Raw genomic sequence first — 18,561 nt, forward strand, 5'->3', positions numbered from 1 at the left:
ACATTTCTCCTTATTTCCACTGCACACTATGCAATAGAATAGAAATAGATGTTTCTCCTATTCCATTCTATTGCACAGAGTGCAATCTGGGGGATGATAACACATCCGGGTAGCCCGTTTATCAGGCAGCATAACCCCCGGAATGTTTAAAGGATAAGAGTACAATTCAGATTTTACCCGGAAAGGAAGTATAACGATGCAGAGAAAAATCAATCTGCTGCTGCTCTTCTTCAGTCTGATCGGCGGCGGGGTCGCCTTTCTTTTTGGCGAATGGCTGCTAAGCTGGTATAACGATCTGCCTTCCATCCTGCTTGTGGGTATTTATTTTGCCATTGTGGCGCTGGGAGTCGGTGTAGGCTGCCTGCTTGCAGAGATGATCTCGCCACGACTGAACGGAGCGTCATGGAAGCAGCGCTATCTGGGGTTATCGTGGAAGCTGCTGCCTCTGATGATTGTTCTTGCACTTGGTGTTGGAGCCTTAACGGAGTTTGTTTATGAGCTGAATTTTGGCGGAGCCAGACCAGTTAAGAATGTAGTAATGGCTATCGATGACTCAGGCAGTATGACACAGAGTGATCCCGATAATAGCCGGTATTCCGCAGCAAAAGCGTTAATTACAAAAATGGACACTGACAATAAGGTAGCCGTGGTGACCTTTAACAACGAAGCGGTAGTTGTCCAACCTTTAACGCCACTTTCAAATTCGGAGAATCGTGAGAAGGTGCTGACTGCAATCGATAATCTGCAGCCAACCGAAGGCGGCACGAATATTAGCGGTGCGGTCTCGGAGGCACTCAAGGAGATTGACAGTGACGGCAAAAAAGACCAAGGAGCCATGGTCATCTTGTTGTCTGACGGAGTGAGTAATTTCGATACCACAAGAGAGTTGCAGGCTTATGTAGAGCGCGGTATTGCGGTGAATACCATTGGTCTGGGCTTGAATGATCCAGCAGGCACTCAGCTGTTGCAGGATATTGCGAGAGTGACAGGCGGACACTATTATGATGTCAAGGATTCAGCCCTTCTGGGCGATGTATTCCAGCAGATCTATGACCGTCTGGGAGATCGGACGCTGCTAACTGAGCGCAGTGATTCAACGGCAGACAGTCCTTATTATGCTGCGGTTCGTATTTTGTCACTGATGTTGATGGGAGCTGCGCTTGGATTAGGTCTGGGAATTATGTTTGATAACCGTCATTTGGCTAAAAGCTTTGGGATTGGCGGCGTAATATCAGGCTTGTTCGCAGGACTGATTCTGGAATTTGGACTTAGCGGTGACTCCTTTACAGATAGTCTTATTCGTCTTCTGGCTGTTCTTATATTAGCTGCTATTATTGCATTATTTACAGGCGTCATTCCGGTAGGAGAAGGACGTATTTATCGAAATAGAAGAAACAATAACGCAGCGCCTGCACCAGCATCGGATAACTTTCCGGGTCGGTGCAGAAGCCGGAACAGCAAAGGATTCTAGTGTAGCGGAAAGGGGTTTACAGTAATGAGGTACGCCGAGGTTAATGCTTCCGCTGCGGGAATAACGGATGTGACATCCCAAGTGGATGACCGATTCTGTACGCTGAGATGGCGCTGGCCGGACGGCGTGCAGGCGGTGTACATCCACAAAACCTCCGCAGAAGCGGCTGACATGGGAACCGGAGATGATCCGCCGATCGGGATGAAGCTCTACACTCGTGAGGAATACAAATCTAACAATGGTTATCGTGATCGATTGGATGAGATCGGATTGATATCCTATACGATATTTGCTCGTCTTGCTGAGAACGGTGAGACTGCCCTGGTGAGGCAAAATGATGGTGTGAACCGGGTGATGGTCAGTGCAGGCAAAGCCCGGATCTATTATTCCATTCAACAAAAAAAGGCCTTATTCGGAAAACAAAAGACCGTACATATGGCGATTACGGCAGAAGTGCCCGTGGCACGGGATGTCCTCTGTTATGTCAAGAAACGTGGAGGGCATCCTGCAGGGAAAGAGGATGGTATTCTCTTTCCCTTCGTCCAGGATTTCGCTCCTGGACGCAATGTACTTCCGCCGATTGAAATCGGTAAGGATGATTTTGTACGCATCTTTTTCACCGATGGCAAGAAATATGGGCTTTATTACGAATTGGTACCGGAGTGAGACTGGGTCTACGCGTACAAGCGGGTAATGAGCAGTGCGTTCATAGCAAGTACGTAGATACAACTTTTGGGAGGATGAGTAGATGTCTTTTTTTAGCCGTTTTATGAAAAAGAATCAGCCGGAGCCGCGGCCGCTTTTTTACGATATAGTGTGTCCGTATTGCTTCACCAAGTTCTCTCCGGAGGATGTCGTCTTTCGGGCTATGCACAGCCGGGAGGACGATGAAAATTACGCATTGGGTGAGGATGACGCCTTGAACAAATACCGTGAGCGCTTTGGGCTTGATACGGTAGATGACATAGAAGCGATTATCAACCCGGCGGATATTCCGGAAGAATATCATCATTACACGGATCATGTGTTAACTGGGCTTACGGATCGTTACGGTGTGCTTACGCGCAGACGGCTTTGCCCGTCCTGCCATAATGAGCTGCCGGTGACTGCCGGGAAGGTGCCAAGTAACATCATCTCGATTATCGGGGCATCCCAAGTCGGGAAATCGGTGTATATGACCTCGCTGATCCACACATTGCAGCATACTACAGCAGGTCATTTTGATGCCGCTTGTATGCCGCTTAATGCAGAGATTAGCCGTAAGTTCCGTACATTGTATGAAGAACCGCTTTTTGAGCGTGGGGATCTGCTGGCTTCTACACAGAAGGAAAAAATGCAGGAGCCTTTTATCTTTCAATTTGTCTTTAAGGATGAAAATAAACCGCCACTGACACTTGTATTCTTTGATGTAGCAGGTGAGGGTATGGTGGATCAGGATTATCTTGGACTTCATGGTCAGCATATCAAGAACTCTGCGGGTATTTTGTTTATGGTCGATCCGCTGCAAATCCGTTCTATCCGTGAAAAGATTCATATTAACATCGGTGACCGCCCGGGAGAATGGGTCTCACAATATGACGAGCCGCGCGATGTGGTGCTGACGATGTTCGGTGATTTTATTGCCTATCAGGAAAAGAGTAAGACAGACATTCCAACAGCGGTTGTGCTTGCCAAAAGTGATATGCTGCATTCGCTGAAGGATGAGGATGGCGATTACATCAAGTCCAACAGCAATGTGTTCAATAACTATGTTCACCGCAAAACATTAAACATGGACGAGTTCCATAATATCGACGGGGAAATTCGCAGATTTATTGGTAAGGTGGACAGACCCTTTAAAGATACGATGGATGTTTATTTCGCGAATACGGGTTATTTTGCAGTATCTGCGTTGGGCAGCAATCCTGTGAATCAAAAGATTGAGGGTGTAGTAAGCCCGATTCGTGTAGACGAGCCTTTTATTTGGCTGCTGCATAAGCTGAAGTATATTGAGGGGAGCGACGGCCCGTGAATGTTTTCTCAGGGTCAACAATCGCCCAACAGATGTACACCCGCGAACGTCGCGGAGTGTTTCGTTCCACAGAAGGCTTCGATACGGTAGCGAAATCAGATAGTCTAGACAATAATTTTGTGAAAAAAATCCTTCATCCCTTCTGCCTCTACGATGCTCCTGCGGAGTTAACCGCACGTGGAGAGATGGATGAGGCTGCATATCCTGGTGCGCTGCACCTATTTCATGCTGAGAACGGGGATACAGTTATTGGGCTTAGTCGTTATCAAGCGGCCGATTTCACAGGCCAACGAAGCGCTTTTTTTGCACATAACTATGTAGTTCCTGCTTCACGTTCCGAAGAAATTGTGCAGAGCTATGGAGACTGGCTGCATGCTGATTTTGCAGAGCGTTATACGGGAGAGCTTGGTGGAACCTTGCCGGAGCTGCCCTCTATTCCAGTTGTTCGCACAGACCGCAGCCCGGATCCAATCGCAGGCTTACGTCTATTAGGGATTGATGAAGGGATATTCAAGGCATTATTGCAAGCCGTAATGCTCTCTGTTGCAGGTAAGAAAAAAATCTACGTGGCTCTAAACGTACCTATCACCGAGTTGTCCGCGCGGGCGGTGGAGCTTACAGAAATTCTGTATAGCGTGCTGCCGTATGAATTCCGCCGTAGATTAGGCGTGATTACGTATGCGAATGAACCGCAAAGCCGTAAATATATACATCTTAGCTTTGTGGAAAAAGGTTCACTTCGTCCCGGTGATCGCAGTATTGAGAAGGATTATACCTTTGATTTGGCTTCCGGACGGATGGGGAATGTCGATTTTGGCGAGACCCGCCAGCCTTATGCTGATTTGGTGTGGAAGCTATTACTGCTGAATCCAGGAGATATTAACGACTTCGTAAGCTTCGCCGATCAGATTCTGCGTGGAGAGAGTCCTGAGCACAAGCTAACCCTTTCTTTCTATAATGAGCTGGCTATATTTTATGAGATTGAGCAAGGGAACGAGCATTTATATACGGAAAACAAGAGTGCGGTGCTAAGTGGTTTGCTTTCTTACCTTAAACCAGACGGTGCAATTCATTCTAGAATCCGCTTGAATGATATTTTCTTAGAACGGTTTGACCGGGAATTTGATCTGATTCGGCAAAGAAATGTGCCAGATCCGGCGATTATGGAATGCTTTAAAGAGTATTTTGTACTTAAGGATCACAATTACAGGGTCAGAATCGTGGATTATTTCATCAATGGGATGCTTCATAGTGTGGAAGCGGGCCGCAAGGATATTTTGAGTGCTGCTTACGGGATCATTGAGAGTAATGATGAGTTAAGTGCAGCTTACTTCCAGCGCGTGATGTCTGAAACTTATTTCCGTAAGCAGCTACTTGAGCCTTATATGGAATCAAGACTAGCTGCGGCGTCCAGATCTGCGGATATTCTGAGCTTTGTGCTCCATTGGGGGCGGTTCCTGCCAGTGGCGTTAGAGCAGTCTTTTGCTCAAAATGCTGTGAAGGATTATTTGCTAGAAAAGCTCCAGCTGGAGCATGATCCGGTGGCTTCTGTGGCGGAAATTCATGAAATTGTAGATAAGGCAGAAAAAGATCGCCGCAAAGGAACAGGAGTTGCTCCTAAGGCACTCTCCCTAATGCAGGATCTTGCTGCTTCAGCAGATAGATTCTTACTGAACCGCTTATCGCTTTCTGATATGACGCAGGAGGAGCTTCTGGAGGTAGTTTTTTTACGGTATGGTAATGTTGTCGATTGGCAGCCGCCACTGGATAGGATTAGCAAGCAGAAAGAGAATGCGCTGCGTGCCGCTTACCGCTGGTTTGGTGAAGAGAAGCCGAATGAGGAGATTTTTACAGGATTGTCTCCGCAGGAACTAGACGATGTGCAGCTACTGGGTCGTCGTTTGCTAAAAGAGGCGCGTGTTCTGGAACCCTTTGAACGGCTTCCGCTAGCCTTTTACTATACAACTCAGCGTGAAGGGGGTCCGCTGGATTACGATGCGCTTCTGGAGCTGTTAAAGCGTAAAGCCGGTTCCGACAAAGAAATCATCTATCGGTTTTTTGCTTGGTCGCAAGGCAATCCTTTATTTACGGTTTCGAATAAAAAGCTGCAACCGGGTTACCGTAAGGCGATTCTGAAGTATTTCCTGAGCAGTGATCGTGAAGCGTTCAAGAATCGGGAATTCCGAAAGAACTATGTCGCGGCAGCTCGGCCTGCTCTGCAAAATGTGTACAATGAAGCCCGCTCCCAACTGGCTTCCCCGCTGGCGCGCTGGATCAGCCGCAGCCGATTTCGACTCTTAATCTCCGGCTCCATTACGGGTATTCTGGTGATTATTGCAATTATCGTATTCAGTATGCTGCGTCCGGATGATACGAAGACGGCTCTGCCGGGGACAAGCCCTGAGCCGACCCCTGTTCAGAGTGCAGGCAATATGCTGCCTCCGGCTTCAGTATACTTGAAGGATCAGAGCGTCGAAGGAGATAAGGGGAGCAGCATATTGGTGTTCACCTTCGCAAGTGCAGATGACTGTGTGCAGTTTAAACCGACTGAGGTTAGTTTAATGTCTTCGTCTACAGAGATAGATAAAAGCTTTAAGGTCGCTGCTACAAATGGGACTTGTCCAGTGCCGTCAACGGATGGGACGGATGAGGGAAACGCTGCTGACGAGTCAGATGCCGCTGGCACTACTGGAGGAACAGCAGAAGGTGCAGACTCTACTAACGCTGTAGCTGATGCTTCTCCGTCCACTACGCCTTCCTCTGATACTGAGAACAGCACTGGGTTACCTTCCGCAACAGCTGTGACTGAAGGTGAACAACCTTCCTATCAGGTTGAGGTTACATTGGAGTCTGGAGCGACAATTCTAGAGAAAAGTATGATCAAAGCCGGAAGATTTACATTGATCGTAGATCCCGATCCTAATATTCCACCAGCTTCTGATTCAAGTGCTGAACCCTCCCCGACTGCAAGTCCGGATGGAACAGTCGAATAACAAGCTTTCTGAACAGCAATAACTACCGGAAGGTGGCGTATTGCTGTTCATTTTTTTGCTGCCCATACTAAGCTTTTCTATAGACATGCTATGTATTAATAGATATGATTATGGATGTCAAAATAAGATACTACATACTGGAAAAGGTGCAGACTCTATCAATCTAGTCGTCTGCTTAAAAGGGAAGTCCGGTGCAAGAGTCCGGCGCGGTCCCGCCACTGTATGTGCGGAGCGTTTCTTCTATAAGCCACTGCCCCGAAGGTAGGGTGGGAAGGTGAAGAACAGCGATGAAGCATTAGCCAGGAGACCTGCCTTTTTCGTGAGCGTTTCTATTCTTCGTGGGGTAAGAATGTGGAACATATACAGATGGACTGTTGGCAGGAAGCAAGCGCCGCAGCCTCAATTTGTAATCTTCCCTGACCGCCCTCCAAAGGGGCGGTCTTTATGTTATGCGTCTTATTCCCGGCAGTACCCATTCTTATACAGAAAGAGGTTAAACAATGAAGAAAATCATGTCTTCCAAGTTTGTAGCACTTGGGCTGGCCTTATTCATGGTCATTTCAATTCTAGGAACATCTCTTGCTCCGGCGGGACAAATATTTGCAGAAGCGAGCGCTGGCGCCGGTCTGGAGGCAACTGCCGCGGAGCGGATTAATGTTGCGGATGCGACTTATGCGGCTGCAGAATATCTCTTGAAAGGTGGCGTGCAATCGGATTGGCAAGCCATTGGATTAGCGCAAGCAGGGTACAAGCTGCCGGCTAGTTACCTTTCAGAGCTTGAGAAAAAAGTAAAGGATGCAGCTGGCGATTTCACCAATGTAACCGATTATGCTCGAATCGTGCTCGCAGTGAGAGCGATTGGTGCAGATCCTACTAGCTTTGCTGGTAACGGAACGACTCCTGGCTATAATCTGATTGAGAAAATTTATAATAATAGCAAGCTCAGTGAACAGACGCTTAATAATCCGGTATATGCTTTACTTGCGCTGGATTCTGGTAAATATAATATCCCAAGTGACGGGAAATGGACGGCGGATAAGCTCCTTACGGAGATTCTCTCCAAACAGAATCCGGATGGGGGCTTTGCACTAACATCAGGCGCAAGTGAGCCTGATATGACAGCGATAACCTTGACGGCTCTGGCGGCACATAAAAATAATCCCGAAGCCTACTTAGCAGGGCTACAAGCCGTAGCTTGGTTATCTGCAGCTCAAGATAGCCATGGGGGTTACGGTGACAGTGCTGAAAGTAGCGCACAAGCAATCCTTGGACTCACCTCCTTCGGAGTTGATCCTAGTGGATTAGAATACACCAAAAACAAAGTGGATCTAATGGAGAACCTGCTTAGCTATCGTCTAGCTGATGGTAGCTTCACCCATAGCCGTGGTGGAAGCAGTAATATTCTGGCGACAGAGCAAGGGCTTCAGGCGCTGGTTGCCTATAATTTGCTATATAAAGGAAGCAACAGTAAGCTATACGATTTTTCCAAATCCTCCATTCAGAGCTCACTCATCTACGCTCCAGTAACGATTGAGGGACCACAGGCCACGTTGGCACAAGGGTACGCCTATGCTGGCAACGCACTTGGAGCGTTAGAGAAGCTGGCGCTTCAAACGAACTTGCCGATCACGAATCCTTCGGGCAGTTATGTGACTGGCATCGGAAGTATTGCTGCTGGAAGCTTTGGTGGTTATGACGGATGGATGTATGTTGTATCGCGTGACGGAAAATGGATTAATCCCGATGTAGGCATGAGTGATTTTGTACTTAAAGATTCAGATCAGGTACTGGTTTATTATGCCGGAGACGACACTAAGCTTGTGGATTCCGTTACGCTTTCCAAAGCAAATCTTAAAGAGGGCGATTCTTTTACCGTCACTGTAACTAGTAAGACGTGGAAATGGGACGCTGCTACGAATACTTCCTCTCCTGTAACTGCAAAAGCTGCGGGTGTTCAGGTCCAAATTGGAGCTCACAAGGTAACGACGAATGCTAAAGGTGAGGCCGTATTCTCAGGAAATATGCCCGCAGGTGACTATACACTGACTGTAACTGGCTACCGTGAAGGCAAAGCCCCAACGATTGCTAAATATACAAAAGCTCTAAAAGTGATTTCTAAGAATGTAACAGCTTCGCTAACCGTTGAAGGCCCGGAAGGGTTGATTAGTGAGGGGACTTTGAAAGCCTCCAATGCCCTTGAAGCGTTGCAACAACTAGGGTCTACCGATGATTTTAAAGTAGATATCACCAAATCGTCTTATGGCAACTTTGTATCAGGTATCCATGGAGTTTCGCAAGGTACTTACGACGGATGGTGGAGCTTCGTGGTATCACGCGGCGGGGAGTGGATATATCCAAGTGTGGGTATGGATGCGTTCGAACTACAGGAATCCGATCGTGTGCTTGTCTATTATGCAGGAGAAAATACACAGGTTGTAGATGCTGTGGTGCTTACCCCATCACAGCCAAAAGCTAATGAAGCTTTTACTGTAAAGGTTTCACAGAAAAAGTGGGTGTGGAATCAGGAAAGCTTAACTTCTGATCCGGTTACCTCACCGGCTGCAGGTGTGCAGGTTTCGGTTGGTGGTAAGAAGGTAATCACGAATGAACAAGGTGTGGCTGTTATTGATGGGGGTCTCCCAGCAAATAGCTATACAATAACTGTTACCGGTTATGCTAAAGATAGCGTACCGAGCGTAGCGCGTTATACTCAGTCTCTGACTGTCGGATCGTCTGTTATTGCTCCAGCAAAAGCTACCGCTACCCTCTCAGTGATTGGAGATAGCCGGAAAGGAACCATCCTAGCCAGTACAACAGTAGCTCTAAAAGAGGGCGAAACGGCTTATAGCTTACTAGTCAGTCAATTAGGGACTAAGGTAGTATCATCCGGCAACGCTGGAAGCATCTACGTGAAATCTATTGACGGGTTGGCTGAATTTGATGGAGGCCCAAGCAGCGGATGGAAGTATAAAACGAACCGGGATGCGGATCCAAGCATCAGTGCAGACAGTTATATTTTGCAGAACGGTGATACTTTGTACTGGTACTATACCTCTGGAGAATAAGGAAGAGGAAGTTTGATTAGGCGGGCACACATGGATTCGGAGTAATAGCGGATCGGGTGCCCGCCCTTTTTTATTTGAGGAAAGTTGTTTTATGACAATATATACTTTTATTCGACACAATATTTTAAAAATCATCAAACTCTTAGCCCTTCCGACCGATAAAAATAGATAGATCATAAGATAATGTGAAGGCGGAGTGTAGATGAAAAATTTGAAAGTGAAATACAAAATAGGGCTGCTTTTGGTATTCGCAGTAATTATGGTGAATGCTGTAGGGGGCATAGGCATCATCACAATGAACAAAATGGCCGAAAAGACAAATGAGACATATAATGAAAATTTATTGCCTGTTTCTTACGTAGGGCAGATGCGTACGAATAATAGGGCTATTGAATCCTATCTTTTGGAGCGTTTGATTAGCGTTGATGCCAGCAAAAACAAAGAACTTTCTGAGAGTATCCAAGTGAAGGTTCAAGATAATAATGAACTTATGAACAAGGTGAAAGCGATTCAGTATAATGATCCTGCTATTGTAAGTAAAATCAAAGAGTATGAGTCCTTTTTGCCAGATTATCGTGCACAGCGGGATAACATTATAAAGATTGCTGATAGTAATCATAATCAAGAGGCCTATAAAGTATTTTCAGGCGAATTTAACGAATCCCGTGAAAAAATGATCAACCTGCTTAAAGGAATTAGTGATTCTTTGCTTAAAGATGCTGATGAACACAATTCAGGTTCCATGGCAACCGCTAAAAGCATGCGGGTAAACAATACCTTAATGATTACGTTCGCTTGGGTGATTTGTATCGTGATTAGTATTGCAATCATTCGACTGATAACAAAACCGCTTAAAGAACTGCAAGGACTAATGAAGCGGGCAGAAGATGGAGATTTGACCGTGGTAGCAACGTACACCGCCAAGGATGAGATCGGCCAAATTAACAGTTCATTTAACAATATGCTGCAGGGCTTGCGGAAGATGATGCAAGGCATTGCAGAGAGTGCAGAACTGCTGTCAGCTTCATCGGAAGAGATGAGCGCTAGTGCTGAGCAGACCTCATTGGCTTCACAAATGATCGCTGTATCTTCTGGAGAGATTGCTGCGGGATTTGATGAGCAGACAGAGAGCATTAACAGTACAACACGTTCTATAAAAGCAATGACCAATGATATTGCAGCCGTAGAGGGCAGCAGCTATGAAATGTCGGATCTAATGGGAGTAGTTTCCGGTTCATCGGATCGTGGAGTAGAGGCTGTAGACCAAATCATTGTGCAGATGAAGGAAATTGACCTCAGTGTAACTCAGAGTCAGGAGATTGTTTCTAATCTAGGGACATTGTCACAAGAGATTAATACAATTATTACAACGATTAACGGTATTGCTACACAGACGAATCTGCTTGCGCTCAATGCTTCTATAGAAGCAGCACGGGCTGGTGAGCATGGACGGGGATTTGCTGTAGTTGCTGGAGAAATTCGTAATCTGGCGGAAGCAACTAGAAATAGTTCTTTGCGGGTTACAGATATTATTACACATATCCAAAAGCAAACCGAAAGCGCAGTAGAATCCATGGCTTTGGGTACTGAGCTAGTCACCAATGGCGTAGTTCAAAGTCATCTGGTATCTCAAGCTTTTCATGAGATTCAGACTTCCATTAAAGAAGCTACCTTACAGACAGCGGAGATTAGAGAAGCGGTTGCTCATGTCGCCATGGAATCACAAGGTGTGGCAGCAGCTATGGAACAGGTCAACGTTATATCTAGTAAAGGTGCAGAAGGTGTTCAGGACACAAGTGCAGCGAGTCAGGAGCAACTATCCGCAATGGAGGAAATGTCGGCTTCAGCTCAGTATTTAGCGGTGCTCGCAGAAGATCTGCAAAAGACATTGTCCAGCTTCAAACTATAGGCTTCATAATATTGTTAAAACCAGCAGAGCAGCGGTTCTCCAGTAACGGAGATCGCTGCTCTGCTGGTTGTGGTTATAGTAGATTGGGACAAGTACGAGCCAGCTGATCTCAGTTGGTCAAGGGTGAGGGATGTAAGCTGGTCTCAGAAGGTCAGGAGCGTATAGACGTAGGCTAGTTTCAGCAGGTCAGGGGGGAGAGATGTAAGTTGATCTCAGCAGGTCAAGGGGGGAGAGATGTAAGTTGATCTCAGTAGGTCAGGAGCGTATAGACGTAAGTTGGTCCCAGCAGGTTGCGGGCAAACATATGCTATGTGATCTCCAGCCCACACTAGTGGTAAGACGGAGGCGTGGAAACAATAAAAACCTAGGAGATGATCGGTATGCTCATACATCGTAACCCCGTACCCCGTAACTCGTATCCCGTACCCCGTACCCCGTACCCCGTACCCCGTACCCCGTACCCCGTACCCCGTACCCCTAGTGTTCCCGGCTGATCTCTAGTTTTTCAAACACACTGTCTACTTGATATTCCCCAGTTTAAGGTCATCTGGGTCCGATGCGTGGGCTCATACCCATCCCCATATGCTATCGGACTCAGTAGCCGCTATTTGCATATTAATCGCCATTGGGGGTAAGTTTCGGACTCCAGTGCAGCTATTGGTGTGGAAAACGCTGATAACTGGTGTTTTTTGCACCAATAGCGGCTATGTGGGCCGATAACACCCGAAACAGAGGCAAATCCAGCAATTTAGGTCATCTGGGTCCGATGCGTGAGCTTATGCTCACCCCCAAAGGCTATCGGACTCAGTAGCCGCTATTTGCCCATTTATCGCCTTTGTAGCAAAGTTTCGGACTCCAGTGCAGCTATTGGTGTGGAAAACACTGATAACTGGTGTTTTTTGTACCAATAGCGGCTATGTGGTCCGATAACACCCGAAACAGAGGCAAATCCAGCAATTAAGGTCATCTGGGTCCGATGCGTGGGCTCATACTCATCCCCATATGCTATCGGACTCAGTAGCCGCTATTTGCACATTTATCGCCTTTGTAGCAAAGTTTCGGACTCCAGTGCAGCTATTGGTGTGGAAAACACTGATAACTGGTGTTTTTTGTATCAATAGCGGCTATGTGGTCCGATAACACCCGAAACAGAGGCAAATCCAGCAATTAAGGTCATCTGGGTCCGATGCGTGGACTCATACTCATCCCAACTGGTTTAGCGGACACAGCAGGCGCCCTTCGCTCATTTTGTGGCTTGGGAGTGGAGTTTAGGACTCAGCAGCCGCTATTTCCATATTTATCGCCATTGTAGCAAAGTTTCGGACACCAGTGCAGCTATTGGTGTGGAAAACGCTGATAACTGGTGGTTTTTGCACCAATAGCGGCTATGAGGTCCGATAGCATCTGAAATATAGCTAAATCCAGCAATTAAGGTCATCTGGATCCGATAGCGTGGGCCCATACTCATCCCCATAGGCTATCGGACACAGCAGACGCCATTCGCTCATTTAGTGGCTTGGGAGTGGAGTTTCGGACTACACAGTAGCCGCTATTCGCATATTTGTCGCCATAGGAGCGAAGTTTAGGACACAGCAGCCGCTATTTGCCCATTTATCGCCCTTGGAGCAATGTTTCGGACACCAGTGCAGCTGTTGGTGTGGAAAACGCTGATAACGGGTGTTTTTCGCACCAATAGCGGCTATGTGGACCGATAGCACCCGAAACAGAGGCAAATCCAGCAATTAAGGTCATCTGGGTCCGATAGAAAAATTCGGGAGCATGAATGTGGTTGGATTAAACAAAAATTAGTGTTTAGTTCAAGACCAAAAAAAGAGGGAATCCCAATAGCTAGTTCACAGCTGTTGGGATTCCCTCTTGATTTTTTTGAAAAACTCAGCGTGTATCCTTCCAGAAATTCAGAGGTTTCAGATCTGAGCTAATGACGTGGAATGTATAGCCTTCTTTTTTCAATGACTCTAAGATACGCGGAAGTACTTTAAGCGTAGCTTTTTGATCATGCATCAGAATCACTGGATTGGTCTGCGATTTCTGCAGCTTATGAACCTGATTCATTACCGAATTATAGATCGTCGTACTAGCATCCTTGTATTTCCAATCCTCTGAGTCCACGTTCCAATCCCATAGATGATAACCTTGAGCCAGCACTTTATCTCTAAAGGCCTTTGTGAAATAAGGCTTGCTTCCATAAGGAGGACGAATCAGTGTAGTGCTTTGACCTGTAATCTTTTTCAAAATGGCGTTATCGTTATCCATCTCTCCCAGCGCAGCCGCAGGTGAAGCATAAAACTTCTCTTTCCGGTGCGTCATTCCATGCAATGCGAGAGCATGCCCTTCATTCGCAATCCGTTTCACTTGCGCAGTATGCTGGTTCATATTCGGTCCGATCATGAAAAAAGTTGCCTTCGCATCATATTTTGCCAAAATATCAAGCAATGTAGAAGTTGTAGCCGTTGGCCCATCATCAAAGGTGAGGTATACGGTCTTACCTTGCTTCCCAACAGTTGGCGTAGAAGTTCCAGGAGTTGCGGTTGGCTTCAATTCCTTTTTAAACTTACTTACAAATGTTGCATCATCTAATGTAGCCGAGCCGTCTTTTACACGCAATAAATATTGATCTGCTTTAAAGGAAATTCCAAAACCAAGATAAGAGGTCAATTTCAGTGGAACCATTGTTTTTCCGCTTTTCAAAAATGTACTCATGGATATGGTCTTTCCATCGCCTAGAGTAGCTGTTGCATGATCATTCAGCAGTTTGATTGATCTGTTCTGACCTGTAACTTTTATCCCATCGCTCACTCCAGTTAGCGTTAACTTAAGTTCCTGTGATAGATCACGTAGAGGAACGTAATAGGTATCTTTTACCGAAACTGCTTCAATAGTTGTTAACTTATCGTTCACACCTAACCTAAGGGAGCCTGCACCTGCTGCATTCACTGAATCTATCGCTCGTATTGATCCGGAACCAATGAATAATACGATTAATAATAGCCATACTTTCTTTAAAGACATCGTCAAAAATCTCCTATCTATGTATATTTGTCTATTACCTTATCATACATTGATAGAATGAAATTTGAGAGATTGTAACCCCCAGCAGAATAATTTGTTACCTTTTAGAAGTTAACTGTGATTTCAACCACAATCATAAAAAGCACGCGACTCCGGCTAAATACTGGCGCATCAACAAAAAATGGTTAAAATCACCCTGTTTTGCGCAGAATAGATGTGTCTAAATTAGCAACTTTAGTAAACTATTGAACAAAGTTTGAACGGAATTTTTCAACCCATAAACAGCGCCGTTACAGTGATCTTTATCATACTATTAGAAACTTGTAACAAATTGATCACACATATTTAACTTGTTCGCCATTATTAAGGTCTTTTTTAGGCTAAATGGAAAAATAAGTCTTTTGCTTTCTTCCCCATAAATTCTTACTATATATTAAGGTTAATGTTGAGGGTTAATAAAAGAAGTATTGAAGGAAGGAGCTTAAGCATGAACAAAAAGGGACCGTTATACGCTTTATTTCTCAGCCTAATTTTACTCTTGCCAGGATGCAGTTCAATCGCTGTTCTGAATCCGAAGGGGCCGGCTGCAAGAACTTTATCTGACACGATCATTCTCTCCATTGTTATGATGCTCGGCGTTCTGGCAGTTGTCTACATCTTATATGTCTTTGTGCTTTTGAAATACCGTGCTAAAAAAAGCAACGAAGATTATATTCCTCCTCACGAGGAAGGAAACAAATGGCTGGAGGCTATCTGGATTACCATTCCGATTATTATCGTGGCATTCCTCTCCGTAGTCACCGTCAAAACAACAGTAGATGTAGAAAATGTTGCAGCGGATTATAAAGATCAGAAACCGCTTGTAATTTATGCTTCCTCCTCTAACTGGAAATGGCATTTCAGCTACCCAGAAGAAGGTATCGAAACAGTAAACTACGTTAACATTCCAGTTCACCGCGCTGTAGAGTTCAGACTGTATTCTTTCGGTACGATCTCAAGTCTTTGGATCCCACAATTGGGAGGACAAAAATACGCGATGAGCGACATGATCACAACCTTGCATCTTTCAGCTGATACTGTAGGTTCTTATGTCGGAAGAAATGCGAACTTTAATGGTAAGGGTTTTGCCCACATGGAGTTTGAAACACTTGCGATGACAGATAAGGACTATCAGGAATGGGTGAAAGACGTTAAAGAAACGGCGGGTCCACTGACGGAAGATGAATTTAAAGGTCTTTTGGAAATGGAACATGTCGGACGTAAAACGTATACGAATACTCACTTATCCTTTAGCCCGCCTCCGGGAAGCCATGGTGACCATATGAGTAATGGTGGCACTGAAATGGATACGGATAACGGAAGTATGGAGCATCAGGATAATAAAGAAATTCACCCGACTCCAGCACCATCCAGCGAGACGGAATTCAACACCGAGCCTAATCCAGAACTGGATGAGCCGACACCTAGTTCTCCATTAGAAGAGAGCACAACACATGACGGACACTAGTCAATGTTAATTGAACAACTTGAAAGGAGCGATTCCTAATGGATTGGGATAAATTTAAGGTCCACGGCGAACCCCTGATATACGGAGCTATGGCAAGTATTGTTCTGGCTACAATCGGGATTATCGTCGGCCTGACCTATTTTAAAAAATGGGGATATTTATGGCGCGAATGGTTGACTACTGTTGACCACAAACGTATTGGGATTATGTATATCCTCGCTGCATTGCTTATGCTTTTCCGCGGCGGCGTTGACGCTATTATGATGAAGCTGCAAACAGCAGCCCCGGACATGAAATTTCTTGACGCACAGCATTACAACGAGGTATTTACAACACACGGATTGATTATGATCCTTTTTATGGCCATGCCGTTTATTATCGGTCTGATGAATGTTATCGTTCCGCTGCAAATCGGTGCTAGAGACGTTGCCTTCCCGCGTCTGAATGCTGTCAGCTTCTGGCTCTTCTTCTTTGGAGCTATGCTGCTTAACATTTCGTTTGTTATCGGGGGATCGCCAGATGCTGGTTGGTCCGCATATTTCCCGCTAGCAAGTTTAGAGTTCAGTCCAACGGTGGGTAATAACTATTACTCGCTCGCACTACAAATTTCAGGTATTGGTACGCTCCTCACAGGCGTTAACTTTATTGTAACGATTCTGAAAATGCGTGCACCAGGCATGAAGTTGATGAAAATGCCGATGTTTACTTGGTCCGTATTGATCACCAACGTAATTATCGTATTCGCATTCCCTGTGCTTACGGTTGCACTCGCGTTGATGATGTTCGACCGGTTGTTCGGCTCTCAATTCTTTACGATGGCCAATGGCGGTATGGATATGTTATGGGCCAACCTGTTCTGGGTATGGGGTCACCCTGAAGTATATATCGTTGTCTTACCGGCATTCGGTATTTATAGTGAAATTATCGCCACCTTCTCTAAAAAGAACCTGTATGGATATACATCCATGGTATTCAGTATGTTGATCATTTCCCTCTTGTCCTTCCTAGTATGGGCTCACCATTTCTATACAATGGGTCAAGGTGCTATGGTTAACAGCTTCTTCTCGATTACAACCATGGCCATTGCCGTACCAACAGGTGTGAAAATATTTAACTGGCTATTCACCTTACGAAAAGGGCGAATAACCTTTACGACACCTATGCTATACACCCTGGCCTTTATTCCGATCTTTACGATTGGTGGGGTAACAGGTGTCATGCTGGCTATGGCCAGTGCCGATTACCAGTACCATAATACGATGTTCCTGGTTGCCCATTTCCACTACGTTCTTATTCCAGGTGCGGTCTTCGCCGTTATCGCAGGGTTCCATTACTGGTTCCCTAAAGTATTCGGTTTCCGTCTGAATGAACGTCTTGGCAAGCATGCCTTCTGGTGGATTATCATTTCCTTTAACGTATCGTTCTTCCCGCTGTTTATTCTCGGACTTAAGGGTATGACCCGCCGACAATACACCTATTCTGCGGATACCGGATTTGGCCCGCTGAGTATGGTCTCATTCGTAGGTGCGATCGGTCTCGCTATTGGATTTGTAATCCTGGTTTATAACATTTACTGGAGTACTCGTTACGAACCAAGAGATACTGATGGAGATCCGTGGGATGCACGTACTTTGGAATGGGCAACGAAAAGCCCGATTCCAGCGTACAACTTCGCAGTGGTTCCAAATGTAAAAACACGTGATGCTTACTGGTCTGCTAAACAAGATAAAGTACCGCTTTTTGAAGATAAGATTACTAAGATTCATATGCCTAGCAACACAGGAAAACCATTTGTTCTGGGTGTTATCTTCTTCATTGCAGGGTTCTCTCTGGTCTTCAGTCTTTGGATTCCAGCGATCCTCTCTGGAGTAGGTATCCTCATTGTTCTAGCTGCTATGTCCTTTGATCGGGATCACGGATTCTACATCCCAGCAGAAGAAGTTATTGCTACTGAAAAGAAATTGCGGGGTGAGACAGTATGAAAATAGATGCGTCTAAGCCGCTTGAATACTCAACAGAAGAGAATAGTAATAAAATCTTTGGCTTCTGGGTTTTTCTAGGAGCGGAGATTGCACTGTTCGCTACGTTGTTCACTGTTTATTTTGTAATGGTAGACCGTTTTGCCAGCGGCCCTAGCGGGCCGGATCTTTTCGAAATTGGTCCAGTAATGATCGAAACATTGCTGCTGCTGACAAGTTCGTTCACGATTGGTCTTGCAGTTCATGCCATGCGGCATGGTTACCAAAAAGCCATGATGGTCTTTTTCGGACTAACCCTTCTAATGGGTCTCGGCTTCCTTGGTATTGAAATCACGGAGTTTGTCACTTATGTTCACGAAGGGGCTACACTTCAAACCAGTGGTTTCCTATCCAGTCTCTTTGTACTGCTGGGAACACACGGAGCTCACGTATCGTTCGGTTTCCTGTGGGGTGCGGCTATTCTAATCCAGTTGAAGCGTCAAGGTATTAATCCGGCTACGGCCAATAAATCCTTTATCTTCTCGCTGTACTGGCATTTCTTGGACGTTGTCTGGATCTTTATTTTCAGCTTCGTCTATCTGAAAGGACTGATGTAG

10 protein-coding genes and 1 riboswitch are annotated in these 18,561 nt (G+C 45.7%); of the genes, 9 read left to right on the top strand and 1 reads right to left on the bottom strand.

Translation table 11 applies throughout. The features are described from left to right. Positions 1–196 precede the first annotated feature (196 nt). The 6 genes from NSQ91_RS04565 (at position 197) to NSQ91_RS04590 (ending at position 11,449) form a co-directional block, all read left to right on the top strand. A complete protein-coding gene (locus NSQ91_RS04565; protein ID WP_340916591.1) occupies positions 197–1,471 on the top strand; it encodes a vWA domain-containing protein in 1,275 nt (424 codons plus the stop codon). 24 nt (positions 1,472–1,495) lie between these two features. After that, entirely contained in the window at positions 1,496–2,137 is a 642-nt protein-coding gene (locus NSQ91_RS04570) for a beta-mannanase (protein ID WP_076309540.1), read from the top strand. Positions 2,138–2,219: 82 nt separating this feature from the next. Further along, positions 2,220–3,482: a hypothetical protein gene (locus NSQ91_RS04575; RefSeq protein ID WP_076129587.1), complete on the top strand. Its 1,263-nt coding sequence runs from the start codon at positions 2,220–2,222 to the stop codon at positions 3,480–3,482. Further along, positions 3,479–6,475, top strand: coding sequence for a GAP1-N2 domain-containing protein (locus NSQ91_RS04580; protein WP_340916596.1), 2,997 nt, complete (start codon positions 3,479–3,481; stop codon positions 6,473–6,475). The genes NSQ91_RS04575 and NSQ91_RS04580 overlap by 4 nt, the downstream gene beginning before the upstream one ends. A 127-nt stretch (positions 6,476–6,602) precedes the next feature. Next, positions 6,603–6,805, top strand: a riboswitch (cobalamin riboswitch). A 170-nt stretch (positions 6,806–6,975) separates the two neighbouring features. Beyond that, positions 6,976–9,540 carry a DUF4430 domain-containing protein gene (locus NSQ91_RS04585; RefSeq protein WP_340916599.1) on the top strand — a complete coding sequence of 855 codons (2,565 nt, stop codon included), beginning with the start codon at positions 6,976–6,978 and terminating at the stop codon, positions 9,538–9,540. Positions 9,541–9,742: 202 nt separating this feature from the next. After that, positions 9,743–11,449, top strand: a complete 1,707-nt coding sequence (locus NSQ91_RS04590) for a methyl-accepting chemotaxis protein (RefSeq protein ID WP_340916602.1) — start codon at positions 9,743–9,745, stop codon at positions 11,447–11,449. A gap of 1,893 nt (positions 11,450–13,342) precedes the next feature. Here NSQ91_RS04590 and NSQ91_RS04595 read toward each other — a convergent pair. Beyond that, positions 13,343–14,479: a polysaccharide deacetylase gene (locus NSQ91_RS04595; RefSeq protein ID WP_340916605.1), complete on the bottom strand. Its 1,137-nt coding sequence runs from the start codon at positions 14,477–14,479 to the stop codon at positions 13,343–13,345. Between the two features lie 487 nt (positions 14,480–14,966). Here NSQ91_RS04595 and qoxA point away from each other — a divergent pair, with 487 nt between their 5' ends. Genes qoxA through qoxC form a run of 3 tightly spaced genes read left to right on the top strand, consistent with a single transcriptional unit; the run spans position 14,967 to position 18,561 of the window. Then, positions 14,967–15,986, top strand: coding sequence for a cytochrome aa3 quinol oxidase subunit II (qoxA, locus tag NSQ91_RS04600; RefSeq protein ID WP_036680822.1), 1,020 nt, complete (start codon positions 14,967–14,969; stop codon positions 15,984–15,986). Positions 15,987–16,024: 38 nt separating this feature from the next. Further along, complete coding sequence (qoxB, locus tag NSQ91_RS04605) at positions 16,025–17,968, top strand: cytochrome aa3 quinol oxidase subunit I (RefSeq protein WP_076129582.1); 1,944 nt, start codon at positions 16,025–16,027, stop codon at positions 17,966–17,968. Next, positions 17,965–18,561, top strand: a complete 597-nt coding sequence (gene qoxC, locus NSQ91_RS04610) for a cytochrome aa3 quinol oxidase subunit III (protein WP_042124373.1) — start codon at positions 17,965–17,967, stop codon at positions 18,559–18,561. The genes qoxB and qoxC overlap by 4 nt, the downstream gene beginning before the upstream one ends.

Origin of the sequence: Paenibacillus sp. FSL R7-0048, from assembly GCF_038004505.1 — a bacterium.
In the GTDB taxonomy this organism is placed as follows: Bacteria; Bacillota; Bacilli; order Paenibacillales; family Paenibacillaceae; genus Paenibacillus_AQ; species Paenibacillus_AQ odorifer.

Bases quoted from the DNA above. Each gene is read 5' to 3' on its own strand.
- NSQ91_RS04565 (WP_340916591.1), top strand. From the start codon at position 197: ATGCAGAGAAAAATCAATCTGCTGCTGCTCTTCTTCAGTCTGATCGGC.
- NSQ91_RS04590 (WP_340916602.1), top strand. From the start codon at position 9,743: ATGAAAAATTTGAAAGTGAAATACAAAATAGGGCTGCTTTTGGTATTC.
- NSQ91_RS04585 (WP_340916599.1), top strand. From the start codon at position 6,976: ATGAAGAAAATCATGTCTTCCAAGTTTGTAGCACTTGGGCTGGCCTTA.
- qoxA (WP_036680822.1), top strand. From the start codon at position 14,967: ATGAACAAAAAGGGACCGTTATACGCTTTATTTCTCAGCCTAATTTTA.
- qoxC (WP_042124373.1), top strand. From the start codon at position 17,965: ATGAAAATAGATGCGTCTAAGCCGCTTGAATACTCAACAGAAGAGAAT.
- NSQ91_RS04595 (WP_340916605.1), bottom strand. From the start codon at position 14,479: ATGTCTTTAAAGAAAGTATGGCTATTATTAATCGTATTATTCATTGGT.
- qoxB (WP_076129582.1), top strand. From the start codon at position 16,025: ATGGATTGGGATAAATTTAAGGTCCACGGCGAACCCCTGATATACGGA.
- NSQ91_RS04575 (WP_076129587.1), top strand. From the start codon at position 2,220: ATGTCTTTTTTTAGCCGTTTTATGAAAAAGAATCAGCCGGAGCCGCGG.
- NSQ91_RS04570 (WP_076309540.1), top strand. From the start codon at position 1,496: ATGAGGTACGCCGAGGTTAATGCTTCCGCTGCGGGAATAACGGATGTG.